Here is a 20,701-nt window from a genome sequence, read left to right as displayed (position 1 = left end):
AGTGAACCGTTTCATAGTTGACCACGGCCTTGCTTACGATAATCGACCGGCGGAAGACCGAAGCTTTGCTTGAAATGTCTGCTGAACATCGTCAGATTCTGGTAACCTACCAGGTGCGCCGCTTCAAATATTTTCAATTTCGGGTCCTGAAGTAATTCCCGCGCTTTCTCCATCCGTTTCTTCGTAACAAAATCACTAAACTGTTCATCGGTTACCTCTTTGAACAAATAACCCAAATAGTTGGGTGAAAATCCGAACAGCTTGGCTACATTCCTGAGTTGCAGTGATTCTACCAGATTCGCTTCAACATATCTTTCAATTTCATCAATCAGCTTCCGGTTCGGATTTTTCTTCTTGTTATGCAGATGCTCAGAAACCTCATACAATTGCTTACGAAGCCACGACTTGATGTCGTCAATCGTCTCAAAATCGTACAGTATGTTCAAATTTTTCAGTTCGATGCTTAATAGGTCATATAGACTGACGTTCAGTGATTGCAGGAAAAAATCCGTTTTGGAAACGACATACAACGCAAAATTATAAACTGATAACTTGTCCTTAAGGCGTTGCACCAATTCGAAAAGCTGTTCCAAGCTGTCATGAATGCGTACAAGGTCATAGTTAGCGGTGGCCTCAAACATCTTGTCCATAATCTGCTCCAGGTTAAGCGATGTTTGAACGATCTCGCCCGCCGTTTGCTCCTGCGTGATGACCCGACATTTGCCGATGAACATTTTCGTTGCAAGCGCCTCACGGGCTTGTAGGTAGGACTCAGGGGCGTCTTGAAGGGAGGCGACCTCTGAGCCCAGTCCAACCGTAATGGTCAAATTAGAATGGTTACAGACATGTTCAACCAAAGACTGCATCGCTTCCGCAGCATCGAGCCTTGCAGCGTTAATGACGATGACAACCTTGTCATCACCTGTTTTACAATAAATCCCCAGCTGCCGGTCTTGAAGATAATCACTGATCAACCGAAATCCATGATCGATGGCGAATCTTCGCTGATCATCTGAAAACGCCTTCAACTTCCAGGCCATGTCATCCATTTCGATAATACCAACGCAGCATGGTCCGCCATGCCAATAGATTCCGCTTCTCTCATAAAGTCTGTACAGGGTGCTATAATCGATCGTCCGCCGAAGCCACTGATACATCATTTCATTCTGCAACAGCGGAATCGATGAGTCCAGTTGCTCTTCCTTCTTCATTTGTTCCTGTTCGTACTTCAATTGCTCTCTGACAAGCTGCAGCGTGTTCAGCAGCTCTTGATCATCCACAGGTTTTAGAATGTAAGAACTGGCATTCATCGCAATCGCTCTTTTGGCATATTGGAAATCCTGATGACCACTAATAAAAATGATTTTCAAATGGGGAAGCAAACTTCTTGCCTGCTCGGCCAGCTCCAATCCAGACATAATCGGCATCTGGATATCGGTGATCAGAATATCAACTGGCTGTTCACGCAACAGGTTCAAGGCTGCCCCTCCCCCGTGTACTGCACCAACGATCGCCATGTCAAGCTGCTCCCAAGGGGTAAAACGCTGCAATACTTCCAAATCTAACTGTTCATCATCTACTAGCAATACGTTATATATGGCAATCAGTCCTTATAAAAATGTATAGAGTATACTATAATAGTATACTCTTCCATTCGACAATTCTGTAGGTATTTGTTTCTATTTGTTACTATTTGTTACTATTTGTCGTTTAATTATAATCAGATTATCCTGCCACTTCTTCTGAACATGTTTCAGCTTTAACTTCATTACTCCATTCACTATAACCAGCAACGTTTTTAGCCCTTACCTGTACCGTATGACTGGAGCGCGGTGAGAGACCCGTTTGTGAGAAATCACTAGTAACATTGCTAATAACACTGCCATCAAACATCATGTCGTATTGCAGAGCTCCCGGTGATTCATCCCATTTTATATTTAGAATGGATTCATTTTCTGCCGCGACTGTCAAATTTTCTGGAACGGGAGGGATTTGAGGAAATTCCCCAGAACCAAACATAAACCAGTTCAGTTTGCACAGATCGTGATTCGCACCATGAAACACAAGATATACCTTTTGAATTCCAATAACTTTTGTAGTAAGATCACTCTTCACATTGACATACTGGTTGATATCACCTGTGTTTGGAATAGGAAGTATACTAATTAAATCACCATCAATGCTGTCAAGTCTTACCTCCATCGTACCTCCAGTGAATGAACTTGCTACACGTGCATTAAACCATGCTGCATCACCAGCACCAAAATCGACCTGATCATATTGCAACCAATCTCCGTCTTTCAGATTAGATATACTTAGATCATATTCACGGTTTGCATCATCACTTGTCCATTCTGTTTTGGCGTTGATTTGCAGTTCCTTATCGGATACAAAATTTTGATCGTCATAGCGCTCTGCATCAATCTTTCTATTGATACCGAAGAGGTTACCCTGATTTTCTGTCGTTGTTAATTCAAAGGAATCTACATCTACATATCCGCCAAGCTTGATGGTTGCATAATTGAAAATACCGAATCTCATTCCGACATAGGTTCCATATTGCATATCGTATCTTCCACCAAGTCTTGTAAAGTGGATGCCGTCTATACTATAGGTAAACTCCATTCGATATTCGTTTCTTGGCGTCTCAGCTCTGAACCATACTTCTTGAATGCTTTTGGGTAAGGTCACGACTGCATGCTCAATCGAATTATCGTTAATCACGATCGATTGATGACCTTCATCATATTTCATTCCGATAAAAGTAAATTCTTTTTGCATCAAGCATAGACCCGCTACATCACCATTCGCCATATGACTCACATCGAGCTTCACGGTCCCTACACAATCCGGCCCAACGACGCGTTGCGTGAGCGTATTTCTCGCGTAGGTTAAGTTATCTGTTACACTTGAAGTATGAAGTCTCACAAATCCTGGTCTTTCTTCAAGACTCCATTTCCTGTTATCCGGATTGTGATTCCATTGCCACTGTAACCCTATCTTATTCGTGCTGAAGTTATCCGAAGTTGGAAGCGCCTTTGGTTCAACATGCTCTAAATTGGGTATGTTAGGCTTTCTATGCGTAACAACAGCTTTTTCACCATCGACCTGCCCCATATACGGCCAGCCATTCTTCCATTCAACAGGCTGCAGTGTAGGTACTCTTCCGAGTTTAGACCGATCTTGGAAGATGATCGCCCACCATTCTGAAGTACCATCCTCCTGAGGAACATCAACAATTCCCCCTTGATGAATGCCATTACCCCAGAAATTCATAAAGCTTGTCATAATATCTTCAACTTCATAAGGTCCATTTGCTAAATCCTTTGTTCGAATGGCAACTTCTTTTTTGGAGCCATGCTTCCAAATCGGCGTCGTTAGAATATAGTAGAAACCATTGATTTTATATACATGAGCGCCCTCATTATACCCATTGTAACGATGACCGGGAACTGGATAAGCATAAATCATCTTCCCGTTTCTCCGGGCATCAGGTTCTCTCTTAGATATGATAGATAGTTGCCCTGATTCTTCATTCACGATCTCTAATTCACTAAGATAGAGTTCTCCTTGTCCATGCACGACATAGATTTTTCCGTCATCATCAAAAAATAATCCTGGATCATAAAGTTCGTCTTCCAGTTTATACAGTGTCCATGGACCTTTTGCGCTATCTGCAATACTTACATATGCAGCATCTCTATTGATATTAAACATAAGATAGAACTTACCGTTATGATATCTTAAACTCGTTGCCCACGGACCCTCATCATAAACATCACCATTGATAAGGTCGTATGGGTCACCTTCCATGCGATCTACAGCATAACTTTCATATTCCCAATTCACTAAGTCTTTAGAACTCATAATGGGACATCCTGGAAATAAATGCATACTGGTGGATGACATATAATAGGTGTCGCCAACTCTTATAATATCATTATCCGGATAGTCACCCCACATGATTGGATTTGTATAGGTACCATTCCCATTGTCAGCAATCCATCCATTTGTAGGAATCATTGTAGTAGTTGCAAGATCTGTAACTTCTCTTCTCATCGTTCGTAGTACCTCCATTTTTTAGAAATTCACGATATTACGCAATAGGCAAAAATATATCAAAAAATGTAAGAGCATACACCAATAGTATACTCTTACATTCGACAAACCTGTAGTTATTTACCGTTTATTTTATTCAGGTTATCCTGCCATTTCTTCGCTACAAAATCGAGTACTTTAGGGAAACCAAGCTTTTGCATTTCTTCATTCGTCTTATTCAGGATCGACTCCACTTCCGCGTCATTCTTGGCATAAATCATGGTGGAGAACGCTTGATCAAACATATCTTTCACCGACTGCAGAATAATGCCTTCTTCAGAGTCCCCTTGCGGGTCCGTATTCGCAAATGCTGTAATGTCCATAGACGTCTTCCAAGCGACGTTCACCTGCTGCTGCGTTTGGAAATCCTGCTGCTCTTTAGGAAGAAGACTTTCTCTGGCTACTTTGGCTAGATCGACCCAAGTTGCATTTCCGGCCATCATGTTGTCGGAAATGTGCAGCTTATCCAATTCTGCTTTGTCCATCGTTTTATATTTGTCATTAGGGATTGGAATCCCGTTCTCGTCCTTCGTATCCCACAGGAATCCCGGAGGTCCAAACCAGAGAACTGACTGCCCCTCGTTGCTTGTCGCCCAATCCAGATAAGCGAAAATTCGTTCAGGATCTTTCGCATTCTTCGTAATGACGATTTTGCCGCCGCCTTCTCTACCTGTATAGTTAGGATAAATTTTGTTCTTGTCCAAACCTTCTTTGTGGATTGGCCAAATAAATTCATATCCACCATCAGGATCTTGTGCGCGGAGCGTAGAGTTCGGAACACGCGCTCTGCCCGATAAGTTCGCACTAATGGAAAAAGCTACTTTCCCTTGGCTAAGCTTCTCTATCATTTGATCAGCCTTTTGTGTGAACACATCTTGCGTCATCAGCTTGTCGCGATACAATCGGCTAGCAAACAGCATAAACTCTTTGAAAGCAGGGTCTTCTGTAATCGGCTTCAACGTGTTGCCTTCCGGATAGAACATTCTGCTCATAAAATACGGCGTGCCGTTCTCTTTAAACGCGGAATACATCATCTTGATATCGTATGGAGCGCCAACTTCAAGCGGGATTACATTCGGATATTTTTCTTTGACTGCACGCAGATAGCTCTCTAATTCCGTTAACGTCTCCAGCTTTGGCGAGCCCATTTCTTTATAGATTTTCCGGTTCACAGCCCAACCGCCGTTCCCGTTCATATGATCGCCACCAACATACCATTCCGGAAAGACATACAGCTTGCCGTCTTCCGAACGGTTAATGTTGATAATCTGGTCGCCAGCAGCCTTCTTCAAGTTCGGATATTTGTCGAGATACGGATCAAGCTCCACCAATTGGCCTTCACTGATCAACCGATCCAGCTCGGGTCCGGGACTAAGCGAAATCACTTCAGGCAGCTCGCCGCTAGCATACATGGCGTTGAATCGTTGTTTGGCGTTGCCGTTCGTTGGAAGATAATTAATGGATACCTTCTTGTTTTCCTGAATCCACTTGGTCGTAACCGTCTCTCCCCAAGGAGCAGGCTGCCATCCGTCATCAAAGTTGTACATCGAAAACTCTAGCGGTTGGTCTTGGCTTGCAGTTTCTCCGACATTACCATTCTCTGTTGCAGCTTTGCTCTCGTCTTTGTCGCTTCCGCAGCCAGATAACAGTGTACTGACTGATAGAACCGTAACCAATAAACAGGTCAGCCATTTTTTCTTGTTCATTGTTTCGATTACCCCTCTCGAACAATCTTTTTATATGTTATCACCTATCGGCGTATAACATCTCCCTATTCTTTCAATGATCCGACAAGTACCCCTTTGACAAAATACTTCTGCACGAATGGATACACCATAACAATTGGAATGGTTGCTACCATCGTAGTCGCCATAACGATAGATTTATGCGTGACACTCTGCGCGTTCTGCAGAAATTCCTGTTTGGTCGCACTGATCACCGTTGAGGATTCAAATGATAAAATCGATTGTATGGTTTGGTTCAGAATAACTTGTAATGGCAGCAGTTTCTGATTCGAAATATAGATTGAAGCATCAAACCATGAGTTCCAGTGACCAACCGCCGTGAACAGCGATAGCGTCGCGATGACCGGTCCTGATACCGGCAGAACAATTCGGAAAAAAGTATTGATGTGATTGCATCCGTCGATTCTGGCCGATTCCTCCAGTCCGTCAGGAAGCCCTAGGAAAAAGGTGCGGAAGATGATCATATTCCAGACGCTGATGAGACCAGGTATAACCATAACCCAGAAGGTGTTCATCAAATGCAAATCTTTGATTAATAGATAACTCGGGATGAGACCTCCGCTAAAATACATCGTAATGACGCACAGGATCATATAGAACTTTTTGCCGATCAATCCGCGCCTGGACATGGCGTAAGCAAACATGGCGGTAAACAGAATCGATAGGATGGTTCCCGTAACGGTTCTTGCAACCGTGATCCAGAAAGCGTTAACTAATCGGGCGTCTTTGAAAACATATTTATAGTTCTCGAGTGTAAATTCTCTCGGCCAAATGGTAACGCCCCCAGCCGCCGTATCATTTCCTGCATTAAAGGAAATAACCAAAGAATTCCAGAACGGATACAAAGTGACAATGGCAAGCAACAATAAGATTGCGTATACCACAATATCGATTATATTATCTTCGAGTGAGCGTTTCACAAGCTGCCTCCTTTCTTGAAGCCGTTACCATAAGCTAGAGTTCCCCAGTTTTCTAGCGATCCAGTTCGCGATTACAAGCAATCCGACGCTGATCACGCCCTTGAACAAACCAGCCGCCGTCGCATAGGAGAAGCGATAATTCTCGATCCCGACACGATAGACATAGGTATCGATCGTCTCCGCCACCGGCCGCAATACGACGTTCTGCCCCTGATTGGTAAGCAGCAATATTTCTTCAAAGCCTGCATTTAAGATTTGTCCTACCTGCAAAATGAGGAATATGATGATCACGGGTGCGATGGACGGAATTGTAATGGATACCAACTGCCGCATCCGGCCAGCGCCGTCTATCGAAGCCGCCTCGTACATGTGGGGATCGACTCCCGTAATTGCTGCCAAATACACGATCGCGCCGAAGCCGATATCTTTCCAGATCCCCGACGAGATCAGAATACTCCAGAAGTACTCGGGAATCGACAGCCAATGGACAGGCTCATCGATGATGTTAAGCTTCTGCAGCAGGATGTTCACACTGCCGTTATCAACCGACAATAAGGAGATGACGAATCCCGACACGATGACCCACGAAATAAAATGGGGCAAATAACTGACCGTCTGAACGAACCGCTTAAAGAACGCGTTTTTTACCTCATTCAGCATCAGTGCCAGAAAGATCGGCGCAGGAAACGCTATGAACAGCTTCAGAAGACTGATCACAATCGTGTTCCGCATGATCTGCCAAAATTCTGGAGCGTTAAAAAACATCCTAAAATGTTTGAACCCTACCCAATCGCTTCCAAAAAAACCTTTCGCCGGACTATAATCCTGAAACGCGGTAAGGACACCCCACATAGGGATATAAGAAAATATAATGATCATGATGATCGCAGGGATGACCATAATTTGCAGGTCCCACTGCTGTATTAAACGTTTATTCAAACGACTCACCTCCTGCTATTCTGTGAAGTTCTGTTGAATCCAGATGTTCTATTTGATTGTGAATATGGTGACAGCAGAGGATAATCCTTTCGCATGGGCCTTCAAGATCACTTCGCCAGGTACCGGACGCGATTGCAGCAGTACCGTCGCGATGCCCGCTTCGGCCTGAACCGGATTCTCACCAATAATGACAGCTGATCCTTCCACTTCAAAAGTCACTTCATAGTCCGCAGAAGGGACGACAGTCCCGTTCGCATCCTGAATCTCCGCATAGACGAAGAAAAAATCGGATCCGTCTGCCGCAAGTTCCTTGCCGCTTGTGTCGATTCGAATGGAGATCGTTACAGGATCAAGCGGTGTACGCACGGTGAATTCGGCCCGATCCATGCCTTCGATTCGTCCAACCGCTGTCAACTCTCCAGGCTCATAGGCCACGCCTTCAAACGTAAACGGCGCCCTAGCTAGATTGCGGCAATTCCCTCCATCATGTCTGTTTACCATCACAATGCCGGTGTCGTCTTTAGACTCCACACTGCCTTCTTTCCACTTATGCTGCTCCTCGTCGGTCAGCCAATAATCGACTTCATAGCCCGTTACGCGTTCACCGTATTCCGTGTCGGGCCCTTGGTCAGGCTTCCGTACACCCACCGATTTTCCATTAACAAACAGTTCGATTTCATCACAGTTGGAATACACGACAATCTTGGCCGGTGAGACACGTTCCGTCCACTCATTCGCAATGAACACCATCGGTCCGCTATCGATTTGCGCGTGTTTAACATCCGGTCTTCTCTGACTCTGATAGAAATAATACACGTATTTAGGCAAACGGAAGGTATCTAACGCTCCACATTCCGCCACCCGCGGATAGCAGCCTCGGTTATGATCAATACCCACCCAAGAAGCGTCGCCCAGCGACCAGCGGTTACCACGGTTCCGATTCAGCGACCATTGATAATTCCACGCTTGCAGCAGCAGCTTCTGCTCTCCAGCGCCGCGCGGCACACGACTCGTACTCTCATGACCGCCAAATTCATAATCCCCGTACTCCCTGTCAAATCCTCCCTTATCAGGCAGGACATCCTCCAATGGGCGGGATAAGTTACTATCTTCCCACATGGTATATGGTACGTCGTAATTGACGTAGGCAGGGTCTAACCTACCGATTGTATCTCCCGATGTGTTCATTTGATCTCCCGGATATTCGTCATGAGCAATCAGATGGCATTCGTGGAAAAATTCATCTGTCGCGCCTTGCCGTCTGTTATAGGTCTCATTCAGACTGACCTCCCACATGATCATGCATGGATGATTCCGATCGCGGCGAATCATATCCCGGATATTCTGCTTGACGATCTCCTGGAATTCTCCAACCTCGCAGTACTGCCAGCCAGGAACCGGTTCAACCGTCATCAGTCCGAGCTCATCACAAGCATCCAGGAAAGCCGGAGCCTGCGGATAATGGCCGAGCCGAACGAAATTGAATCCGCCTTCCTTCAACTTCAACGCATCGCGGTATTGGGCGTTGTTCGAAGCCGCATTGCCGATATATGGATATTGCTGATGGCGGTTCGTCCCGCGGATGACCAATCTTTCCCCGTTGATCATAAAGCCATTCGACTTGCTGAACGAAATCGTGCGGATTCCGATTGGGGTGCGAAGTTCATCTGCCGTTCGACCTTCACCATCGACAATTTCTGTCAACAACGTGTACAAGTAGGGATGATCCGGATGCCAAAGCTGAGGATCTGCGAGCGTAATCATTTGTGTGAATGTGCAATCACCGCCAGTAGTAACGCTTTCGATTAAGCTTTCAGTCGTCCCAACGATTCTGCCTTGCTTGTCCAAGATCGATGCCACGACTTTGACATCCTTGCCATGCTCATACTCATTCAGCACGTGAGTCTGTATTTCAACGGTAGCAGCTGCTTTCGAGACGTTCGAATATTTGACGAAGACCCCGCCTCCCGCCGGTTTCCCCGCATATACCGCATCAGTAACATGGAGCTTGTCCATGATATGGAGCTTCACGTTGCGATACAGTCCGCCGAAGTACGAGAAATCCAGACTCTCCAGCGGCTTGCCGGGTGGTATTGCACCGTTGTTGCGGTTATCGAGCCGGATGGCAATCACATTCTCTGCCCCGAATTCAACATCCTCGGTGATGTCGATCATAAACGGCAAGTAACCACCTTTATGAACCAGCTTGAAAGTTCCGTTAATCCATACATGAGCTTCATGCATGGCCGCCTCGAATTCAATGTAAAGCTTCTTTCCTTTGTATGCTTCGTCTGCGAGAAAGCGCTTACGATACCAACAAAGACCTTGATAGTGCAGATCCACATGAAGGGATTCAATTTTAGGTGTATGCGGCAAACAGACGCATTCCCATCCATCGGCGGGAAATTGCTTCTGCTCAGCCCCCAATTTATCTTCAAGGATAAACATCCAGTCCCTGTTAAAATTTTGTGTGATTCTACTGAGATTCGAACATTGCATTGTGACTAGCCCCTCCCTTATGAATCATATTTTATAGTTTCTCGACATGTATAACTACTTTCCTCATCAACGATTTCTGTATTCTATCAACGAAGTCGAACAAAACAAAAAAACACGTGCTTCAATGAAATGAACTTTCATTTTAGCTCGTGCTTATTTTTACCCACTGAACACCAAGGCGCTCAACTGGTCCATTATGTCCTCTTCTTGCACAAAGTCATGATTTGCGAGCAATACGAGCAGGATCCGCTCTTCAGGATAACGTCTGATCTTGCACCAATACCCGGGCAGCCAACCTTTATGCTCAGCGTATTTCGGATAGATGTTCCAGCCGTATCCATAATGGTGGCTGTCGCTCACGTGTGCGTGCGGGGTGAACATCTGCCGGATGGATTCGGAGGATACCAGCTTTTCCGTGTACAGGCCTTGGTCCCACTTCAGCAGATCGCAGGCCGTAGAATAGAGATCTCCGGACGCCATGACGGTCCCGAGATCATAATACATCGCCGGAACGATGTCCCCGTGAGCCGTACTATAGCCGTCTGATCGATGCTTCACGAATTTCGTGTGTGAATCGCAGCCGGTATCGTTCATCCCAAGCGGCTCGAAAATATGCTGGCGGAGGTACCGCTCATACGACAAACCGGTGACCGCTTCAATGATATAGGCAAGCATCGTATACCCGCAATTCCCGTATTTCCACCCCTCCCCTGGGGCGAAAAAGGGCGGCAAATCCTTGTACAACCCAATAAAACCTGGTTTATCGTAAGACAACTTTTCCAAATGTCCCGTAAATTGAGGTACGTCTTCAATATCACGAATACCGGACGTATGCGTCAGCAGGTGATGCAATGTGATACGTTCGTCCAATTCAGGGTATTCCGGCAAATACGTTCGTAATTTGTCCTGAAGCGAAAGGGAGCCTTGCTCCGCTAACTGCAGTATCGCCAAGGCTGTGAATGCTTTGGTTAACGAGGCGATCCGGTATTTGGATCCAATCCGGTTCGGAACCTCGTGCTCCCGGTTCGCGAGTCCGAAAGCTTCCTTGTAAAGGATATCTCCTTCTTTCGCTGCGAGTACCGTGCCACTGAAATGATTTTCTTCCGCGAATCGATGCATCAGATCCGAGAACTTATTCTGCAAATGCATGTTGTCTCCTCCCCTACAGTCATTTAGCACTCCAATCTTTTTCCGTGATGACATTCATTTCTTTGCCGTCAGACGTAATCAAGATATTGCCATGTAGTCCCGTAACATATACCTTCACATCGTTATTCTCGTAACGCTTGACGATATCCGACGACTGAAGAATATTGCTGCTGATAATGGCGATTTGCGGAGATACCGCTTTAACAAAAGAAGGTGATGATGACGTCTTATTCCCATGATGCGGCACGTGCATCATATCCGCCTTCAAAGCCTGTGCCTTGCTATCGACCAATTGATATTCACGCTCCTTGTAAATATCACCTGTGAACAAGAATGTTTTTTCCTTGTAGGTTAATTTCAAGACCATCGCTTGATTGTTGACCTCAGCAAAACTGAACCGTTTAACTGCACCCGGCAGCGCGCCTTTCGGCGGATTCAGCACTTCAACCGAGACATCCTTGCCGAGATGGAACGTTGCGCCATCCTCCAAATATTCGATTTTGACCTTTTTCTCCTGCAGCGCTTGGACGGCATTGCGGTATGCATTCGAATCATACGGCAAATTCTCCATCACCATGGTGGAGATCTCCTTGGACTGCAGCACCGCTGAGAACCCGCCGATATGATCGGCATGCGGATGCGTATTTACAGCCACGTCAATTTTCTCAATGCCAAGCTTATCCAAATACTTCACGACTTGCGAACCAACCTGAGGGATCCCAGCGTCGATCAGCATGGTTTTACCGTCCGGCGTCTCAATCAGAATGCTGTCCCCGGTGTCTTCCGCCGATTGCAAATCAAAGTAACGAATCGTCAGTTGATCTTTGTATTTGGCAGCATCGAATATGTCATTCGTTCTCGAAGCCTCCTGTTTAACTTGAACAACAGGCTCGGCCTGCACTGGATTAGTAGAATCGGTATGGTTTGTTGAACATCCCGACAGAAGCAATAAAGCAGCCATACCCAGGACAGCAGCATTTTTCACCAGCCGCAGCCATTTATCTAAGCTGAACATCCATTTCACTCCTCTCGGCATTACTTAAAGGTAGAATGGGACATCGCAGAAACGATATATTTCTGCGCAAAAACGAACAAAATTACGATTGGAGCAATGACGATTACACTGCCTGCCATCAGCAAATGCCAGTTCAGCATTTCCGAACCGCCAACCGAATTCTTGAGCATGGCGATCCCAACCGTAAGCACGCGCATATCATTCGTATTCGTCATGATGAGCGGCCAGAAATACGAGTTCCAACTACCGATAAATTTCAGAATGATGACCGTCACGACCGTCGGCATCGCCATCGGCACGAGGATGCGGTAGATGATATGTAACCGATTCGAGCCATCCACCCTTGCCGCCTCCAGCACATCGTTGTTAAGTGACTTAAATGTTTGGCGTAGGAGGAAAATACTATAGGCCGAAACACCGTTCGGAATGATCAATGCTAGAAACGTATTCAACCATCCCAGCTTCGCCATCATCACATACACAGGCACGAACGTGACCTGATCCGGCACGATCAACGCTGCAATGACGAAGAAAAACCATTTATCTCTGCCCCAGAAGTTCCCTTTGGCGAAAGCATATGCTGCCAGCAAACTAATATTCAATTGCAGAAAAACAATACCGACCGTTTGAATCAGCGTATTAAGCGCATATCTCCCGAACGGTGCCGCGCGAAACGCATCTCGATAATTTTCCCACGCCAGCCGCTCCGGCCAGAAGGTCGGGATCGCCGCCTTCAGTTCATCCGGGGATTTCAAGGAAGTAATCAGCAGCCAGTACATCGGAAAAAACATCAGCAGTGTTATCAGGATCGCCACCGTATATCTCGTCGTTATGAGTAGTCCTTTAGTCGACATCTGTTGATCTCCTATCCTTCATAATGTACCTTCCGCTTGGACAGCGAAAATTGAACGAACGTAAAGAAAATAATGATAAAGAAGAAAATAATAACAAGTGCGGACGCCTTGCCCGCTTTGAATTGCACGAACGCCATCTCGTAGATCCACATGACCATCACCTTCGTTGATCCTAACGGACCGCCACCCGTCATCACACTCACAGACTGGAAAACCTGCATCGAAGAAATAAAGGAGGTGATGATGAGAAATAGGGTTGTTGGCGAGAGAAGCGGAATCGTAATGTGAATTAGCTGTCTCCATTTACTAGCCCCATCGATACTGGAAGCCTCGTAATATTCCGTCGGAATGCTGCGTAAGCCGGCAATAAAAATAATCATCACAAATCCGACGCCCTTCCACACCGACACACTCACGACAGACCATAACGCCGTGGACGTATCATTCAGCCAAAAGACCTTGTCGATGCCGAACACCTCGAGCGCCTTATTCAGCACACCGTATTCTGGATTCAGAATCCAGACGAACACCATCGATGCGATGACCATCGAAATGTAATACGGCATAAATATTAGCAATCGCATGGCACCGAATGCCTTGGATCGATGGTTGAACAGCAAGGCCAACCCCAATCCGATCAACAACGATAGTGCCACATCCAGAACCGTGTATGTAAACGTAATCTTGAGCACGCGATAAAATTGATCGTCTTTTAACAACCGCTCGTAGTTCAGTAAACCAACGAATTTTTTAATCGGCTTGATTAAATCCCAATTGGTCAGACTGATATAAAATGATGATATGAGCGGGAAATATGTAAAAATCGCCAACAGCAGCAATGCCGGCAAAGCTAGAGAAAAATCCTTCCACTTCTCGAGCGTACTAAAGCTTAGCAATCTTTTCTTCGGCGTGAGTTGTCCACTCATTCTCATCCCTCCATCCCATGAAGTGTAGTTCGTTCAAACATCAGTCATATAAGCACAGGAGAGGAGAGACCGATGTCTCTCCTCCTGCCGAATGAACCGTCGATAAAAGCGATAACGCAGCAGGTAGGATTACTTCGTTGCGTATTCCGCCAATACATCATTCATCTGTTTGGCCGCTTCCTTGAAGGACGCTTCGACATCCGCGTTCTCAAGAACGACCTTGCCTAATGCTTGCACATAGAACTCGCTGACTTCGTCATATGCCGGGTGCTGATCACGAGGCATCACGTTGTCGAAGTTATCGAACACAGCTTTATATTGCGGATATTTCGAGAAGTACTGTTTGCCTTCCTCGGATTCGATCGCCGACTTGCGAGTTGGCAGGTAACCGGTAAACTCCGCCCACTTGATATTGTTCTCGGGTGCCGTCATAAACTGTACGAATTTCCATGCTGCTTCTTTTTCTTTCTCCGATGCCATATCCATCACGGCAATACCGGCCCCACCAATTTGCGAGATACGCTTCTTATCACCTGGCAAGAAGGACACACCAACTTCGAATTTCGCTTTTTCCATATACCATTTGATCAACGCAGATGTGTGCTCCACCATACCGATTTTACCGTCGAAGAACATCTGCCGCATTGTATCGGAAGCGCCTTTGCCGTAGCCGATATGCATGTAGCCTTTGTCTTTCCACTCTTTGAACTTATTCATGAACTTCATGCTGTCCGGCTGATCGATGGCAGACATGTTATCCTGAGTCAATACCGATCCACCGCCATTCATAATCCACGGGTCATAATACCACGAGGACCAGCCCGGTACGGAAAATGCAAAGCGCGTTGTCTTATTGCCTTCTTTCTTTGTCAGCTTCTGAGCGAACGCCTCAATTTCGTCCCATGATTGCGGAGGGGTAACACCTTCTTTGTCAAACATCGTTTTGTTGTATACGAATACCGACGTACTGACGATAAGCGGCAAGCCGTATTGCTTGTCTTGATAGTTATAAGCCTTCAGCATCCCTGTGGAAAAGTCAGCCGTATCCATCTTATCGCGAGCGATGTAAGGCGATAAATCCGCCAGCATACCGCTTTCGGAGAAGTTCGGAACTTTCGCCACTTCAACGTTCGTCACGGCTGGAACTTGCTTAGCAGCAACGGCAGCCATCAGCTTCTGCTGCAGCTCGTCATAGTCGCCTTGGAATACCGGTTCAACCGTAATGTACGGGTATTTCTTATTAAACTCCTTGATCATGTAGTCAAGTCCCGCCGTTTGATCTTCATCATGACTATGCCAATATTGAATCTTAATCGGTGTCGTATCCTCTTGAGCCGGTGCGGGCGGAACCGTCGTTGCTTCCTCCTTCGCCTGGCTCTTGGAACAACCAACGGCTGATGTGACAGTCATCATCAACAGAGTTACGAGCAACAACCACTGCTTCATTTTCACGGGTAAATCTCCTCTCAGAAATGGGGTTTATGTATGAGTAACGTCGAATTGACGTTCATCATTGATATAGGAATAAAAGGAAAACAGCAAAAAGAGACAACGAACAAAAAGCCCTGAGCAATAATCTTTCTAACACCGAAGCGCAAAGAAGAAGATTATCGGCCCGTAGGGTTTTCTCATTGTCTCTGCCCTTATATCCCGATCGAATCATGTGGATTCACTATTCAATTCCATATTTCTACTATAACAACCATTTGTTAACTCTATCACAATCATTTGTAAATTCTACATTAATTCGATGTAGAGGTACTCCTAATGTTAGGTTAGAACAGATCAATCATAATTGTAAATCTGTTCCAATTACGAATATAATATTACTATATTATAGAAGATGTCAATTATTAATTACAAAAAGGAGAATGCTGCAAATAACTCGTATTAAATAGGAAGCAACGCATAGGGAATTCTTCTAGTTTTATGAAGATAAGAGCTGCTTCAACACACCCGGAAAATCCGTTATGATGCCGGATACGCCTTTATCGATCGCCTGCTGCATCGCATCCTTGGTATTGATCGTCCACGGATAGACCTGCAGGCCGTGGCTTGTGGCACGGAAAATATCTTCTTGGTCAATCAGCTTGCCATACGGGTGCAGGGCGTAGACCGGTACTCCTATGAGATTAGCTAATTCATGATGATCCACGGCGTTCATGGTATAGAGCAATCCGATTTTCACTTCAGGTTCGATGTGCTTCAAACGACGAAGCGACTTATGGTCAAAGGAAGAAACGACAACTTGATCCAGCCGATTGCTGTCCCGCAACAATTGCAGCAGCCGCTCTTCGATTTGCCCCTCGTACGTTTCTTTGATTTCTACATTGATCATGATGTCTTGTGGTACGAGGTCAAATACCTCTTTAAGGAGAGGAATCCGTTCTCCTGCATACTTTTCATGAAACCATCGTCCAGCATCGAACTGTTTCAACTCGGTAACGGTCATTTCGCGTATAGCGCCGGAGCCGTCGGTTGTACGGTCGATTGTACGGTCGTGGCAGACGATCAGTTCGCCATCTTTGGACAGGTGAATATCAAGCTCGATCGCATCGCAGCCTTGCCGAAGGGCAAGCTCAAATGCCGCCATCGTGTTCTCAGGCGCTTCGCCTGCAGATCCCCGATGTGCGATAATCAAGGGGGTACGGATATTCATGGAACTTGGTGATTTCATTGGCTATCATCCTCCTGGTTAAAATTCTATGTGATAAAAAACCCCCTTCGGGAAAAGGCATGCTTAAATAAAGCAATGCCTCTCCAAAGGGGGTTCTCTTCATCTCTGTCCGCTTTGAGAGTAACATGATATGAAATATGTAATTACCACAGGTCGCTTCTACCGCACGATACGGCGAGTGCGCCCGCCTCCAGCGCATCCATGATTTCCTGCTGCGTTCCGATCAGACCGCCTGCGATGATCGGTAATGGCGTAAGATCCGTCATCCGCCGAATTACTTTAGGCAATAACCCAGGCATAACCTCCACGGCATCCGGCTGGCATTGCTCGACTGCCTTAATACCTTTGGTTACCGCATTATGATCGATCAGAAAAGTTCGTAGAATGGCCATCAGTTTCATTTCCTTAGCGAACCGGATCAAGTGGATCCGCGTCGAGATAATGCCAGTAGGCTTAATGTGCTGCGCCACGTAAGCGACGCCGCTGCGGTCCGCTGCGATACCCTCGATAAATTCCATGTGCAGAAAAACATGTTTGCCCGCATCTTTAATCCGGTCGACCATCGGTTTAACATTCATAATCGAACCGACCATCAAAAAAATGATGTTAACCTGGCTGTTTAAGGCAAGCTCCAGATCTGACTCATTCTGAATTGCAGCAATCGTTTGATGTTCTACCAAATCAACAATAGGATACATGCTGCCACCTCTGTTCTTCCATTCGTTTATCTATTGTAGCACGATACAATGCATATTTGACCTGATTTACAATTTTTATATATTTAGCACACATTGCCTTGTCTCTCCATCTTCAGCACTTCGCGCCCGCCGCCAGCTTCTGATCGTATACTATCAGCTTGAGATCAATGTCCGATATCTCCCATACCTGATCATAAGAGAGACTTCCGAAGAGAACAGCTGCGATTACCTGGTCATCCTTATGAATCTTATCGATGAACCGACGCAAATTTCACCCGATATGTTACTTCATCTTAAAATCTTCTGATAATTCACTCCATACATCGTAACGATTTCCATCCGGATCTGTAATAATAAAATTTTTGCCTTGATGGCCCCTATCTTCAATTTCTCCTACACAAACATTCTTAGCCGTTAATTGTTGATAGAGCTCCAATAACGCTTTCTCCCCATAAACTTCAAACGTAAAGGGAAACATCAATCCATCACGGATTGTTTGAAAATTGGCCGTTACTCCTTTCTGACTTTGAATCAATATAAAGCTCTGATTTGCTAGATTAATAATTGCGTGATTGTTTCCATCGTCTAAATAAGTCATCTCCGCCCCTAGATTTGAACAAAACCACTCGGACGATCTCTTTGGGTCTGTTACTGGAAGATAATTGGTTCCAACTCTTAATAGTTTACTGGTCATATCGCAGTCTCCTCTTGCTTCTTTACTGGACAATATATTATGAATTCGTTCGCTTCATCGTCATGGCTTACGATCGTTCTTTCATTGTATCTTTCAAAATAGTGCTCCACTTCATCATATGTATATCCATTTTCCTTCAACCAATTTGAAGTATAATCATATGCTGTTTCAGTCTTACTGATCGGTCCTTTATAATAGGTCTTTGAATATGTCCGAGGCAATATATGAATGTGCACCATACCATGAGGTACATTTGCTATAGGACTAACTTCATAACAACAATAAAAATCTACCATGCCTTTATTTCCTTTATAATTAGGGGGACTGATGCCAAAAGTTACACTTGAATTAACAATGTTCTTTATTTCATCTTGCCTATTCATTAACTCTTTAAATGCAGGATTAATACTCTGACCTAAATTCGAAAAGTATTCTGTAGCCCTAATTCCTACATACGATGTAATTTTAGGGATATCTACAATTTCCACCTTCACTGAAATCACCTCTATTAAATAGTATTTTCTTCGCGGATTCGCCTAACTCCCATTTTTCCGCAATACAACGACGTCAATTAACCCACTGTTCTGACCAATAGGCTTTCATAAAATCAAGAAGCGTCTCAAGTACCTCAATCCCCTTCTCTTCAGCCTCTTTCGCAGTAAGAAGCAGTTCTATCGCACGTACAGCGGTCTCCTGATCGTCTGGCTGCCCACCTTGCGGGAAGGGGAACATCTCTCGCATCTCGACCAAAGCTTCCGCCGTGTGCTCATAATGCGCTGCCGCTTGGGAGGCCAATCGGCGAACCGTTCGCTCCACAACGTTCTCGCCATCCCAACGGTTCGCGAGCTCGCGTAGAAATTGTACAGCAAACTCACGCGCATCACTGACAACAGCGATATTATAGGCGTTGCCGAACGGGTCGGCAACGCGCCGCTCCATACACGCGATCCACGCATCGTAGCCCGCCATACCAATCGCATATTGGCCTTGGAAAATATGCTGCCACTCTCTGCCTCTCGTATGGTCGACGATCATATCCAGCGCCATGCGAAGAATTTCGTATTTGGAATGCGGAAGGCTCTCGCTGATCGTTGTCACCCATAGCATGTTCCGCTTCTCCACAAAATCGGTATAGGTGATCGTGCCTTCCTTGGAGACATCCTTCGCATGAAATCGTTGTCTCTCATCATCATATCCGTATATCAATCCAAACTCGGGCATGAATAAATCAAATGTAATCGCTGGGTATCCCTTATCGATGGACTGTTGAATAAGCGCTAGTACCTTCTCTACCTTCTCCGGTGTGTAAGGCTTCATCGTATCGGACAAATTGCTGATAAATCCCAGATTGCATAGGTTTCGTCTAACTAAGAAGCCGCCAGGGAACATGGTTGGTCCTGCGACATCAATATGATCCGGATCAATATTAATTCGGAAGGCATGCCCTGTAATGCCCATAACATCCACCAACGAGTAGTGATGTTTGTCTGTGTAAGCGATCGCGCCGTGAATCGCCATCGCGGCGGTCGTCCATGTTCTCGTCCAATACTTGTTCAGCATCTCGCTCATTGCGAACCTCCAAAATATCGATAGATTTGAGGAAGGCTGGGGTGTCTTATATATGAGGCGCACGTAAAATATGAACCCGCTTCTGTCCTGTCTCGGCGCGTTGCTGCACATAATTGCGAATGCTGACGCGTATCCGTTCCTTTTGGACCTTGGCGCGGGATCGAGAGAGCAGGTTGTAGACATTGGCCGTCGTTATGCCGAATAAAGAAGCGATTTCGCTGGGAGACAGCTCGCTAAAAAAATGCGCTTCGAAGATCTGCCGCTCCGCATGCCGAGACCATGCATCAACATGCGAAGATTCTCTACCAGCTCACGGCGAAGCAGCCCCTTCATCGGATCACTGCTTCGCTTAGCCTCCTCCGCTGCGGAACGGGATAGCCGGAACAAAATCTGGTCGATATCTCCCCAGTCTATCGCCTGGTTGTCGCTGCCGAAGTCAACCGCTGCGCTGGCCCCGGCCGATCCAATCGTTGTAAAAGGCTGCTCTTTGCCGAACGGCCCACCGCGCCTAAGCTTCATATATGCCTGGTTGCGAATGATGCGCTGCAGCCAGGGCAGGAACCGGTTCGAATCCACCAAGGTGCCCAGGTGTAGAAATGCCCGGATTAACGCATCCTGCACAATATCCTCAGCTAGATGCGAATCCCGCGTGATCTTGTTCGCCCATCCGTAGGCCTGTGCGCGGTGCGCTCGGACAAGCCCACTGAAAGCCTCTTGATCCCCCTTGCGCGCTCGTTCAACCAGTGCTTGATCCGCCACTTTTTGATGCTCCTGCAGCAACGCTGGCAGTCGGTCTTCTGCGATCAGTTCATGGCCCACATCATTCCCTCCTTCCCCCTCTACATCACTTGATGCCAATCACTGCGAAAATCTATCATCTGTATCCTTAAATTTCTAATAATTTAGATCATACCATTA

The 20,701-nt window shown here is 45.9% G+C and carries 19 protein-coding genes; all 19 read right to left on the bottom strand.

Translation table 11 applies throughout. The annotated features are described in order from the left end of the window. Nucleotides 1–11 precede the first annotated feature (11 nt). The 19 genes from AC3WU2_RS14010 to AC3WU2_RS13920 all read right to left on the bottom strand — a co-directional run bounded on the left by AC3WU2_RS14010 (nt 12) and on the right by AC3WU2_RS13920 (nt 20,602). Complete coding sequence (locus AC3WU2_RS14010; protein WP_492455043.1) at nt 12–1,586, bottom strand: response regulator; 1,575 nt, start codon at nt 1,584–1,586, stop codon at nt 12–14. Nucleotides 1,587–1,725: 139 nt separating this feature from the next. After that, on the bottom strand, nt 1,726–4,059 hold the full coding sequence (locus AC3WU2_RS14005; protein ID WP_492455042.1) for a family 43 glycosylhydrolase: 2,334 nt from the start codon (nt 4,057–4,059) through the stop codon (nt 1,726–1,728). Between the two features lie 116 nt (nt 4,060–4,175). Further along, entirely contained in the window at nt 4,176–5,804 is a 1,629-nt protein-coding gene (locus AC3WU2_RS14000; protein ID WP_492455040.1) for an extracellular solute-binding protein, read from the bottom strand. Between the two features lie 65 nt (nt 5,805–5,869). Next, nucleotides 5,870–6,763, bottom strand: coding sequence for a carbohydrate ABC transporter permease (locus AC3WU2_RS13995; protein WP_492455038.1), 894 nt, complete (start codon nt 6,761–6,763; stop codon nt 5,870–5,872). Between the two features lie 24 nt (nt 6,764–6,787). After that, on the bottom strand, nt 6,788–7,663 hold the full coding sequence (locus tag AC3WU2_RS13990; RefSeq protein ID WP_083927156.1) for an ABC transporter permease: 876 nt from the start codon (nt 7,661–7,663) through the stop codon (nt 6,788–6,790). An 87-nt stretch (nt 7,664–7,750) separates the two neighbouring features. After that, entirely contained in the window at nt 7,751–10,201 is a 2,451-nt protein-coding gene (locus AC3WU2_RS13985; protein ID WP_492455035.1) for a glycoside hydrolase family 2 protein, read from the bottom strand. 159 nt (nt 10,202–10,360) lie between these two features. After that, nucleotides 10,361–11,350, bottom strand: a complete 990-nt coding sequence (locus AC3WU2_RS13980; RefSeq protein WP_492455033.1) for a serine hydrolase domain-containing protein — start codon at nt 11,348–11,350, stop codon at nt 10,361–10,363. A gap of 19 nt (nt 11,351–11,369) precedes the next feature. Next, on the bottom strand, nt 11,370–12,365 hold the full coding sequence (locus AC3WU2_RS13975) for a ComEC/Rec2 family competence protein (protein ID WP_492455031.1): 996 nt from the start codon (nt 12,363–12,365) through the stop codon (nt 11,370–11,372). 20 nt (nt 12,366–12,385) lie between these two features. Then, entirely contained in the window at nt 12,386–13,219 is an 834-nt protein-coding gene (locus AC3WU2_RS13970) for a carbohydrate ABC transporter permease (protein ID WP_018755956.1), read from the bottom strand. Between the two features lie 11 nt (nt 13,220–13,230). Then, the gene (locus AC3WU2_RS13965) at nt 13,231–14,145 is read right to left on the bottom strand and encodes a carbohydrate ABC transporter permease (protein WP_492455028.1); all 915 of its coding nucleotides are present in this window, start codon (nt 14,143–14,145) and stop codon (nt 13,231–13,233) included. A gap of 129 nt (nt 14,146–14,274) precedes the next feature. Continuing rightward, nucleotides 14,275–15,591 carry an ABC transporter substrate-binding protein gene (locus AC3WU2_RS13960; protein WP_245583784.1) on the bottom strand — a complete coding sequence of 439 codons (1,317 nt, stop codon included), beginning with the start codon at nt 15,589–15,591 and terminating at the stop codon, nt 14,275–14,277. 481 nt (nt 15,592–16,072) lie between these two features. Then, a complete protein-coding gene (locus tag AC3WU2_RS13955) occupies nt 16,073–16,822 on the bottom strand; it encodes a glycerophosphodiester phosphodiesterase (RefSeq protein WP_492455026.1) in 750 nt (249 codons plus the stop codon). 143 nt (nt 16,823–16,965) lie between these two features. After that, the gene (locus AC3WU2_RS13950) at nt 16,966–17,520 is read right to left on the bottom strand and encodes a glycerol-3-phosphate responsive antiterminator (RefSeq protein WP_379350006.1); all 555 of its coding nucleotides are present in this window, start codon (nt 17,518–17,520) and stop codon (nt 16,966–16,968) included. A 112-nt stretch (nt 17,521–17,632) separates the two neighbouring features. Next, nucleotides 17,633–17,788, bottom strand: a complete 156-nt coding sequence (locus AC3WU2_RS13945; protein WP_492455023.1) for a hypothetical protein — start codon at nt 17,786–17,788, stop codon at nt 17,633–17,635. A gap of 15 nt (nt 17,789–17,803) precedes the next feature. Further along, nucleotides 17,804–18,214, bottom strand: coding sequence for a VOC family protein (locus AC3WU2_RS13940; protein ID WP_492455021.1), 411 nt, complete (start codon nt 18,212–18,214; stop codon nt 17,804–17,806). Next, nucleotides 18,211–18,708, bottom strand: coding sequence for a GyrI-like domain-containing protein (locus AC3WU2_RS13935; RefSeq protein ID WP_492455019.1), 498 nt, complete (start codon nt 18,706–18,708; stop codon nt 18,211–18,213). Before AC3WU2_RS13935 ends, AC3WU2_RS13940 begins: the two co-directional genes overlap by 4 nt. Before the next feature lie 73 nt (nt 18,709–18,781). Further along, the gene (locus AC3WU2_RS13930; RefSeq protein ID WP_492455017.1) at nt 18,782–19,783 is read right to left on the bottom strand and encodes a hypothetical protein; all 1,002 of its coding nucleotides are present in this window, start codon (nt 19,781–19,783) and stop codon (nt 18,782–18,784) included. Between the two features lie 46 nt (nt 19,784–19,829). After that, entirely contained in the window at nt 19,830–19,997 is a 168-nt protein-coding gene (locus AC3WU2_RS13925) for a hypothetical protein (protein WP_492455315.1), read from the bottom strand. Further along, the gene (locus tag AC3WU2_RS13920) at nt 19,976–20,602 is read right to left on the bottom strand and encodes a sigma factor (RefSeq protein WP_492455015.1); all 627 of its coding nucleotides are present in this window, start codon (nt 20,600–20,602) and stop codon (nt 19,976–19,978) included. Before AC3WU2_RS13920 ends, AC3WU2_RS13925 begins: the two co-directional genes overlap by 22 nt. Nucleotides 20,603–20,701: the final 99 nt, after the last annotated feature.

It is taken from the genome of Paenibacillus sp. EB106-05-06-XG162 (assembly GCF_058791655.1).
Note: the sequence above shows the minus strand (reverse complement) of the source record. Positions and strands in the feature narration are given on the sequence as shown.

Excerpts from the sequence above, each read along its gene's own strand:
- AC3WU2_RS14005 (WP_492455042.1), bottom strand. The coding sequence starts at position 4,059 with ATGAGAAGAGAAGTTACAGATCTTGCAACTACTACAATGATTCCTACA.
- AC3WU2_RS14000 (WP_492455040.1), bottom strand. The coding sequence starts at position 5,804 with ATGAACAAGAAAAAATGGCTGACCTGTTTATTGGTTACGGTTCTATCA.
- AC3WU2_RS13990 (WP_083927156.1), bottom strand. The coding sequence starts at position 7,663 with ATGGTCATCCCTGCGATCATCATGATCATTATATTTTCTTATATCCCT.
- AC3WU2_RS13985 (WP_492455035.1), bottom strand. The coding sequence starts at position 10,201 with ATGCAATGTTCGAATCTCAGTAGAATCACACAAAATTTTAACAGGGAC.
- AC3WU2_RS13980 (WP_492455033.1), bottom strand. The coding sequence starts at position 11,350 with ATGCATTTGCAGAATAAGTTCTCGGATCTGATGCATCGATTCGCGGAA.
- AC3WU2_RS13975 (WP_492455031.1), bottom strand. The coding sequence starts at position 12,365 with ATGTTCAGCTTAGATAAATGGCTGCGGCTGGTGAAAAATGCTGCTGTC.
- AC3WU2_RS13970 (WP_018755956.1), bottom strand. The coding sequence starts at position 13,219 with ATGTCGACTAAAGGACTACTCATAACGACGAGATATACGGTGGCGATC.
- AC3WU2_RS13965 (WP_492455028.1), bottom strand. The coding sequence starts at position 14,145 with ATGAGTGGACAACTCACGCCGAAGAAAAGATTGCTAAGCTTTAGTACG.
- AC3WU2_RS13960 (WP_245583784.1), bottom strand. The coding sequence starts at position 15,591 with ATGAAGCAGTGGTTGTTGCTCGTAACTCTGTTGATGATGACTGTCACA.
- AC3WU2_RS13955 (WP_492455026.1), bottom strand. The coding sequence starts at position 16,822 with ATGAAATCACCAAGTTCCATGAATATCCGTACCCCCTTGATTATCGCA.
- AC3WU2_RS13950 (WP_379350006.1), bottom strand. The coding sequence starts at position 17,520 with ATGTATCCTATTGTTGATTTGGTAGAACATCAAACGATTGCTGCAATT.
- AC3WU2_RS13940 (WP_492455021.1), bottom strand. The coding sequence starts at position 18,214 with ATGACCAGTAAACTATTAAGAGTTGGAACCAATTATCTTCCAGTAACA.
- AC3WU2_RS13930 (WP_492455017.1), bottom strand. The coding sequence starts at position 19,783 with ATGAGCGAGATGCTGAACAAGTATTGGACGAGAACATGGACGACCGCC.